Here is an 8,629-nt window from a genome sequence, read left to right as displayed (position 1 = left end):
AAGCGAAAATCATTGAACTTGCTGAAGCGCTAGACACTTACATTCCAGAGCCTGAGCGTGCAGTAGACCAAGCATTCCTACTACCAATCGAAGACGTATTCTCAATCCAAGGTCGTGGTACAGTAGTAACTGGCCGTATCGAGCGCGGTATCCTACGTGTAGGTGACGAAGTTGCGATCATTGGTATCAAAGACACAATCACAACGACTTGTACAGGTGTTGAGATGTTCCGTAAGCTGCTTGACGAAGGTCGTGCAGGTGAGAACGTTGGTGCACTTCTACGTGGTACTAAGCGTGATGAAGTAGAACGTGGTCAAGTACTAGCGAAACCAGGTTCAATCACTCCACACACTAAGTTCGAGTCAGAAGTGTATGTATTGTCTAAAGATGAAGGCGGCCGTCATACTCCGTTCTTCAAAGGCTACCGTCCACAGTTCTACTTCCGTACAACGGACGTAACAGGCGATATCTCTCTACCAGAAGGCGTAGAGATGGTAATGCCAGGTGACAACATCCAAATGGTTGTAGAGCTAATCGCTCCAATCGCGATGGATGAAGGTCTACGTTTCGCGATCCGTGAAGGTGGTCGTACAGTAGGTGCTGGTGTTGTTGCTAAAGTTATCGCTTAATTGCTGATTTAGCCGTTTAAATACGAATAGTATTTGACTAACGACTACCAAAAAGGGCATCATTTGATGCCCTTTTTCTGCACTAAATTTGGCCGTTGTCGATTTGTTGGTCGATAAAGCCAGTGCAAAGGATTTAAGATAGAGACATTTCTATCTTGATGAGTATGTATAGGTAGCTTTACCTGTGCTATGGATTTGCCCTGCAACAGCGGGGTTGTTGTCGTCTATGTTAAGACTTGTAACAGGTTGGTTTATGAAAGCAAACAATGCTGAAATTCCTGATAGCTCAAGTGCAGCAGACACATTTAAGTGGATTGTCACTTTTGCTCTGTTAGCTGCCGCTGTTGTGGGTAATTACCTGTATGGTGAAATGTCTGTAGTGCTTCGCGCTGCAGGTGTGGTTGCGCTGATTATTGCAGCACTCGGTGTTGCTGCGACAACCACAAAAGGAAAAGCGGCGATTGCGTTTGCGCGTGAATCTCGTATGGAAGTTCGCAAAGTGGTATGGCCGACACGTCAAGAAACCATGCAAACAACATTAATCGTTTTAGCTGTAAGTATCGTAATGGCTCTAGCACTTTGGGGCATCGACGGCATTATGGTTCGTCTTGTCGCTTTCGTGACTGGGGTATAGAGGGTTTAATACATGAGTGAAGCTCCTAAAAAACGCTGGTATGTAGTTCAAGCCTTCTCTGGATTTGAAGGTCGCGTAGCGCAATCGCTGCGTGAGCATATCAAGATGCACGCAATGGAAGAATTCTTCGGTGAAGTTCTTGTTCCAACCGAAGAAGTTGTTGAAATGCGTGCAGGTCAACGCCGTAAAAGTGAGCGCAAGTTCTTCCCAGGCTATGTATTGGTACAGATGCTCATGAATGATGAGTCCTGGCACTTAGTTCGTAGTGTTCCTCGTGTAATGGGTTTCATTGGTGGAACCTCCGATCGTCCTGCACCTATCACTGACAAAGAAGCCGATGCGATTCTTAATCGTCTAGAGAAAGCGAGCGAAGCTCCGCGTCCTAAGACGATGTTTGAAGCAGGTGAAGTGGTTCGTGTTAATGAAGGTCCATTTGCTGATTTCAACGGCACCGTTGAAGAAGTGGATTACGAGAAGAGCCGCATTAAAGTGTCAGTATCTATCTTTGGTCGTGCAACTCCTGTTGAACTTGAGTTTGGCCAAGTCGATAAGCTTGATTAAAAAAACACCTTTTAGGGTTGTTAAGGGCGTGAAATGTGATTATAATTTCGCGCCTTATTTACACGTCTTTATGACAAAGTAACCGGGGAGCTGATCAGCTGATTGGCGTTTGTACCCACATTTAGGAAATATCATGGCTAAGAAAGTTGAAGCTTATATCAAGTTGCAAGTTGCATCTGGTATGGCGAACCCAAGTCCACCAGTTGGTCCTGCACTAGGTCAACGTGGCGTTAACATCATGGAATTCTGTAAAGCGTTCAACGCAAGAACAGAATCAATGGAGAAAGGCTTGCCTACTCCAGTTGTTATCACTGTATACAGCGACCGTTCTTTCACGTTCGTAACTAAGACTGCTCCAGCGGCTGTTCTTCTGAAGAAAGCTGCAGGCATCAAGTCTGGTTCAGGCCGTCCAAACACTGAAAAAGTGGGCACGGTTACTGATGCTCAAATCCAAGAAATTGCAGAAGCGAAAGCGGCTGATATGACTGGTGCTGACATTGAAGCGATGAAACGTTCTATTGCGGGTACTGCTCGTTCAATGGGCTTAGTGGTAGAGGGTTAATATCATGGCAAAACTAACTAAGCGTATGCGCACTATCCGTGAGAAAGTTGACGCAACTAAAGAATACGAAATCAACGAAGCTGTAGCTCTTCTTAAAGAACTTGCAACGGCTAAATTCGTTGAGTCTGTAGACGTTGCTGTGAACCTTGGCATTGATGCTCGTAAATCTGACCAAAACGTACGTGGTGCAACTGTTCTGCCACACGGTACTGGTCGTGAAGTACGTGTTGCAGTGTTCACTCAAGGTGCAAACGCTGAAGCGGCTAAAGCTGCTGGTGCAGATTTAGTGGGTATGGAAGATCTAGCTGAGCTAGTGAAGAAAGGCGAAATGAACTTTGACGTTGTTGTTGCTTCTCCAGATGCAATGCGCGTTGTAGGTCAACTAGGTACCATTCTTGGTCCTCGCGGTCTAATGCCAAACCCTAAAGTTGGTACTGTAACTCCTAACGTTGCTGAAGCGGTTAAGAACGCTAAAGCAGGTCAGGTTCGTTACCGTAACGACAAAAACGGCATCATCCACACAACTATCGGTAAAGTTTCTTTCGAAACTAACCAACTTCAAGAGAACTTAGAAGCTCTTCTAGTTGCACTTAAGAAAGCGAAACCTTCTTCTGCTAAGGGTACTTACCTGAAGAAAGTAAGCATTTCTACTACGATGGGTGCTGGTGTTGCTGTTGATCAGAACACGCTAAACGCTCAAGCGTAATAATACATTTGATTAGGTGTGGAATTTGTGTATAATTCTGCGCCTAATATTTGTGGTTGGGGCTGATTTTAGTTCTTAGAACTATGACCCAGTCTCCGTCCAAGACCGTAGGCGTTATTTGTCTGTTTGATAAATGACTTAATCGTACCTACGTAGATGGTGCCCGAACTGACAGAAAGCATAATTTATTTTTTGAATAGATAAACTTTCTTCTGGGACTGCACCGAAATAACTCTCACTGTTGTGATAATAGTGAGTGGTGTAACGACAACCAGGAGTAAATCCAAGATGGCTTTAAACCTTCAAGACAAACAAGCAATTGTTGCTGAAGTCAACGAAGCGGCCAGTGGTGCACTTTCTGCAGTTGTTGCTGACTCTCGTGGCGTTCAAGTAGGCGCGATGACTTCTCTACGTAAACAAGCTCGTGAAGCGGGTGTTTATATGAGAGTTGTTCGTAATACTCTAGCACGTCGCGCAGTGGAAGGCACAGCTTACGAATGTCTACAAGACGTATTCGTAGGTCCTACTTTGATCGCATTCTCTAACGAGCATCCAGGTGCTGCAGCGCGTCTTTTTAAAGACTTCGCCAGAGAGAACAAGCACTTTGAAATCAAAGCAGCTGCATTTGAAGGCGCATTAACTGACGCTGAACTACTAGCGACACTACCAACTTACGACGAAGCAATCGCACGCCTAATGATGTGCATGAAAGAAGCTTCTGCTGGCAAGCTGGTACGTACTATCGCTGCTGTCCGCGATCAAAAAGAAGCTGCGTAATTCGCATTGCTTTTTATTGTTTGCTAAATAAACTTATTGTTGACTTAAAAGAGAATTGTTATGTCTATTACTAACGAGCAAATCCTAGATGCAGTTGCAGAAATGTCTGTAATGCAAGTTGTTGAACTTATCTCTGCTATGGAAGAGAAGTTCGGTGTTTCTGCTGCAGCTGCAGTAGTTGCAGGCGGCCCAGCAGCAGCAGCTGTTGAAGAGCAAACTGAATTCGACGTAATCCTAACTGCTGCTGGCGCAAACAAAGTATCTGTAATCAAAGCAGTACGTGGCGCAACTGGCCTAGGTCTTAAAGAAGCTAAAGCTCTAGTTGACGGCGCTCCAGCTGCAATTAAAGAAGCAGTTTCTCAAGCAGAAGCTGACGCACTTAAGAAAGAGCTAGAAGAAGCTGGTGCGACTGTTGAAGTTAAGTAATTATTACTTAATTTCTTAGCCGCAAGGCTAATGGCTGGTGGTTTATTGACCACCGGCCTTTTTGCGCTGTAGGGTATGGGTGAATTTTCCCGCTGTTTAGACGCTTATACTCGTGCAAAAGCACACAAACTATCATTTTTGAGTGATGTTGTGTTACTACAGTAAACAGCTGTTAGTCACTGTCCTATGACCCTTTATTTTTGAATAATTGGTGGGCAGTTTGGGTCACTTATCAGCGAGCTGAGGAACCCCATGGTTTACTCTTATACCGAGAAAAAGCGCATCCGTAAGGACTTTGGTACTCGTCCACAAGTGTTGGACATTCCATACCTGCTATCGATCCAGCTCGATTCGTTCGACAAGTTTATCGAACAGGATCCTGAAGGACAATACGGTCTTGAGGCTGCTTTTCGTTCTGTATTTCCTATTCAGAGCTATAACGGCAATTCTGAGCTGCAATACGTTAGCTATCGTCTTGGTGAGCCAGTTTTTGACGTTAAAGAATGTCAAATTCGTGGTGTAACTTATTCTAAGCCACTACGCGTAAAACTACGCCTAGTGATCTTTGATAAAGACGCGCCAGCAGGTACTGTAAAAGATATTAAAGAACAAGAAGTCTACATGGGTGAAATTCCACTCATGACAGACAATGGTACCTTCGTAATTAATGGTACTGAGAGGGTTATCGTATCCCAGCTGCACCGAAGCCCAGGCGTATTCTTCGACAGCGATAAGGGTAAAACTCACTCATCAGGTAAAGTTCTTTATAACGCACGTATTATCCCTTACCGTGGTTCATGGTTAGATTTTGAGTTTGATCCAAAAGATAACCTATACGTGCGTATTGACCGTCGTCGTAAACTGCCTGCATCGATCATTCTTCGTGCACTTGGTAAATCGACAGAAGAGATCTTGGATCTGTTCTTCGAAAAAGTGAAGTTTGAAGTCAAAGACCAAACTCTTCTTATGGAGTTGGTACCTGAGCGCCTGCGTGGCGAAACAGCGTCATTTGATATTGAAGCAAATGGTACCGTTTATGTCGAAAAAGGTCGTCGTGTAACGGCTCGTCATATTCGTCAACTAGAAAAAGATAACGTTGATTTTATCGAAGTACCCGTTGAGTACATCGTAGGTAAAGTCGCTTCTAAAGATTATGTCAATGAAGCAACTGGTGAAGTCATCGTTAGCGCAAACCAAGAAATTAGCTTGGAAGCATTAGCGAATCTTTCACAAGCGGGCTATAAGAAACTTGAAGTTCTATTTACGAACGATCTTGATCATGGTCCATTTGTGTCTGAGACGCTCCGCATCGACAGTACGGTTGATCGTATTTCTGCGCTAGTAGAAATCTACCGCATGATGCGCCCTGGCGAGCCACCAACAAAAGAAGCAGCCGAATCGCTGTTTGAAAGCCTATTCTTCTCAGAAGAACGCTATGACCTATCAACAGTAGGCCGTATGAAGTTCAACAGCTCAATTGAGCGTGAAGATGCCGGCGAGCTTGGTACGCTTGACGAAACTGACATCATCGAAGTGATGAAGAAGTTGATCGCCATTCGTAACGGCATTGGCGAAGTGGACGATATCGACCACCTTGGCAACCGTCGTATTCGCTCTGTTGGTGAAATGGCTGAAAACCAATTCCGCGTAGGTCTTGTGCGTGTTGAACGTGCAGTGAAAGAGCGCTTAAGCCTTGGCGATCTTGATGCGATCATGCCTCAAGATTTGATCAATGCGAAGCCTATCTCTGCGGCCGTTAAAGAATTCTTCGGTTCTTCACAGCTTTCTCAGTTTATGGACCAGAACAACCCACTTTCAGAAGTGACGCACAAACGTCGTATTTCTGCATTGGGTCCTGGCGGTCTAACTCGTGAGCGTGCTGGCTTTGAGGTACGTGACGTACACGTAACTCACTACGGTCGTCTATGTCCGATCGAAACGCCAGAAGGTCCGAACATCGGTCTGATTAACTCATTGTCAGCATTTGCACGTTGTAACGAATACGGTTTCCTAGAAACTCCGTACCGTCGTGTTGTTGATGGTGTGGTGACTGATGAAGTTGATTACTTGTCAGCTATCCAAGAAGGTCAATTTGTTATCGCGCAGGCAAACGCCATTCTGACTGAAGAAGGTACGTTTGCAGATGAGCTGATCACAGCTCGTCAAAAAGGTGAATCTGGTCTTCACCCTCGTGAACATGTTGACTACATGGACGTTGCGACCAACCAGGTCGTATCAATCGCCGCTTCGCTTATCCCGTTCCTAGAACACGATGATGCGAACCGTGCATTGATGGGTGCGAACATGCAACGTCAAGCGGTTCCAACGTTACGCGCTGAGAAGCCGTTGGTTGGTACTGGTATCGAACGTAATGTAGCGGTTGACTCTGGTGTAACTGCCGTTGCCAAACGTGGCGGTATGGTGCAGTCAGTTGATGCGTCTCGTATCGTAGTTAAAGTTAATGAAGATGAACTTGTATCTGGTGAAGCGGGTATCGACATCTACAACCTAACTAAATACACACGTTCGAACCAAAACACATGTATTAACCAACGTCCTACTGTGATGCCAGGTGAACCTGTAGCTCGCGGTGATGTCCTTGCTGATGGTCCTTCAACAGACCTTGGTGAGCTAGCGCTTGGCCAAAACATGCGTATCGCATTCATGCCTTGGAATGGTTATAACTTCGAAGACTCGATCTTAGTATCTGAGCGCGTCGTTCAAGAAGACCGTTTCACGACTATCCACATCCAAGAACTTTCTTGTGTGGCTCGTGATACTAAGCTGGGCTCTGAAGAGATCACAGCGGATATTCCAAACGTAGGTGAATCGGCTCTGTCTAAACTAGACGAGTCAGGTATCGTTTACATTGGTGCTGAAGTTAAGGGTGGTGACATCCTAGTTGGTAAAGTAACGCCGAAAGGCGAAACTCAGCTAACTCCAGAAGAGAAGCTACTACGTGCAATCTTCGGTGAAAAAGCCTCTGATGTTAAAGATACGTCACTGCGTGTACCAAACTCTGTTTCAGGTACCATTATCGATGTTCAAGTTTTCACTCGCGATGGCGTAGAGAAAGACAAGCGTGCGCTTGAAATTGAACACATGCAGCTAAAAGAAGCGAAGAAAGACCTTACTGAAGAGTTCCAAATTCTTGAAGGTGGTCTACTAGCGCGTGTGAAAGCTGTACTGATCAATGGTGGCTATTCTGAAGCGAAGCTTGATGCGATCGATCGTAAGAAATGGCTAGAACAAACACTAGAAAACGACGAGCTACAATCTCAACTTGAACAGCTTGCTGAGCAGTGGGATGAGCTAAAAGCTGACTTCGATAAGAAGTTCGAAGCGAAACGTCGCAAAATCACTCAAGGTGATGATCTAGCGCCTGGCGTTCTGAAGATTGTTAAAGTTTACCTAGCGGTGAAACGTCGTATCCAGCCTGGTGATAAGATGGCAGGTCGTCACGGTAACAAGGGTGTAATCTCTAAGATCAACCCTGTTGAAGACATGCCTTACGATGAAAACGGTCAGCCGGTTGATATCGTATTAAACCCACTAGGTGTACCGTCACGTATGAACATAGGTCAGATCCTTGAAGTTCACTTAGGTCTGGCTGCAAAAGGTATTGGTGACAAGATCAACCAAATGGTTAAAGAACAACAAGAGCTGTCTAAGCAGCGTGAGTTCTTACAGAAGGTTTATGATCTTGGCGATACGCGTCAGAAAGTAGATATTGCTGCTCTGTCTGATGGTGATGTTCGTACTCTTGTGAACAACCTTCGTGGTGGTTTACCGATTGCAACTCCAGTATTTGATGGTGCATCAGAAGCATCAATCAAAGAACTATTAAGCCTAGCCGACCTACCAACTTCTGGTCAGCTAACACTGTTTGATGGTCGTACTGGTGATGCATTCGAGCGTCCTGTAACTGTCGGTTACATGTACATGCTCAAACTGAACCACCTTGTTGATGACAAGATGCACGCTCGTTCAACAGGTTCGTACAGCCTAGTAACTCAGCAACCACTTGGTGGTAAAGCTCAGTTCGGTGGTCAGCGTTTCGGTGAGATGGAAGTGTGGGCACTAGAAGCATACGGTGCTGCATATACACTACAAGAAATGCTTACTGTTAAGTCAGATGACGTTAACGGTCGTACGAAGATGTATAAGAACATCGTTGATGGTAACCATAGCATGGAACCTGGCATGCCAGAGTCTTTCAACGTATTGCTGAAAGAGATCCGCTCGCTAGGTATCAACATCGAGCTAGAAGACGAAGAGTAATCTTGGCGGTAAACCCTCTGGATTATCCTGGTAGAAAGGCGCTCGCCGAGCGC

Annotated in this window: 8 protein-coding genes; all 8 read left to right on the top strand. The window is 45.3% G+C overall.

Features of this window, described 5'->3' with window-relative positions:
* A partial coding sequence (locus AACT23_RS09885) for an EF-Tu C-terminal domain-related protein (protein WP_255211879.1) occupies nucleotides 1-629 on the top strand: 629 nt, incomplete at its 5' end.
* Between the two features lie 253 nt (nucleotides 630-882).
* The gene (gene secE / locus AACT23_RS09880) at nucleotides 883-1,263 is read left to right on the top strand and encodes a preprotein translocase subunit SecE (protein ID WP_026027616.1); all 381 of its coding nucleotides are present in this window, start codon (nucleotides 883-885) and stop codon (nucleotides 1,261-1,263) included.
* 12 nt (nucleotides 1,264-1,275) lie between these two features.
* Nucleotides 1,276-1,824, top strand: a complete 549-nt coding sequence (gene nusG, locus AACT23_RS09875; protein ID WP_013857954.1) for a transcription termination/antitermination protein NusG — start codon at nucleotides 1,276-1,278, stop codon at nucleotides 1,822-1,824.
* Between the two features lie 133 nt (nucleotides 1,825-1,957).
* Nucleotides 1,958-2,386 carry a 50S ribosomal protein L11 gene (rplK, locus tag AACT23_RS09870; RefSeq protein ID WP_010318965.1) on the top strand — a complete coding sequence of 143 codons (429 nt, stop codon included), beginning with the start codon at nucleotides 1,958-1,960 and terminating at the stop codon, nucleotides 2,384-2,386.
* 4 nt (nucleotides 2,387-2,390) lie between these two features.
* Nucleotides 2,391-3,092: a 50S ribosomal protein L1 gene (rplA, locus tag AACT23_RS09865; protein WP_013857952.1), complete on the top strand. Its 702-nt coding sequence runs from the start codon at nucleotides 2,391-2,393 to the stop codon at nucleotides 3,090-3,092.
* Nucleotides 3,093-3,380: 288 nt separating this feature from the next.
* Entirely contained in the window at nucleotides 3,381-3,869 is a 489-nt protein-coding gene (gene rplJ, locus AACT23_RS09860; RefSeq protein ID WP_026027617.1) for a 50S ribosomal protein L10, read from the top strand.
* A gap of 60 nt (nucleotides 3,870-3,929) precedes the next feature.
* A complete protein-coding gene (rplL, locus tag AACT23_RS09855; protein ID WP_010318962.1) occupies nucleotides 3,930-4,295 on the top strand; it encodes a 50S ribosomal protein L7/L12 in 366 nt (121 codons plus the stop codon).
* A 252-nt stretch (nucleotides 4,296-4,547) separates the two neighbouring features.
* Nucleotides 4,548-8,576, top strand: a complete 4,029-nt coding sequence (rpoB, locus tag AACT23_RS09850; protein WP_010318961.1) for a DNA-directed RNA polymerase subunit beta — start codon at nucleotides 4,548-4,550, stop codon at nucleotides 8,574-8,576.
* The last annotated feature ends 53 nt before the right edge of the window (nucleotides 8,577-8,629 follow it).

It is taken from the genome of Vibrio sp. V09_P4A23P171 (genome assembly GCF_963875615.1).
GTDB lineage: Bacteria > Pseudomonadota > Gammaproteobacteria > Enterobacterales > Vibrionaceae > Vibrio > Vibrio anguillarum.
Note: the sequence above shows the minus strand (reverse complement) of the source record. Positions and strands in the feature narration are given on the sequence as shown.

What these genes read in the sequence shown, in the direction of transcription:
- rpoB (WP_010318961.1), top strand. Translation starts at nt 4,548, where the DNA reads ATGGTTTACTCTTATACCGAGAAAAAGCGCATCCGTAAGGACTTTGGT.
- rplL (WP_010318962.1), top strand. Translation starts at nt 3,930, where the DNA reads ATGTCTATTACTAACGAGCAAATCCTAGATGCAGTTGCAGAAATGTCT.
- rplJ (WP_026027617.1), top strand. Translation starts at nt 3,381, where the DNA reads ATGGCTTTAAACCTTCAAGACAAACAAGCAATTGTTGCTGAAGTCAAC.
- secE (WP_026027616.1), top strand. Translation starts at nt 883, where the DNA reads ATGAAAGCAAACAATGCTGAAATTCCTGATAGCTCAAGTGCAGCAGAC.
- nusG (WP_013857954.1), top strand. Translation starts at nt 1,276, where the DNA reads ATGAGTGAAGCTCCTAAAAAACGCTGGTATGTAGTTCAAGCCTTCTCT.
- rplA (WP_013857952.1), top strand. Translation starts at nt 2,391, where the DNA reads ATGGCAAAACTAACTAAGCGTATGCGCACTATCCGTGAGAAAGTTGAC.
- rplK (WP_010318965.1), top strand. Translation starts at nt 1,958, where the DNA reads ATGGCTAAGAAAGTTGAAGCTTATATCAAGTTGCAAGTTGCATCTGGT.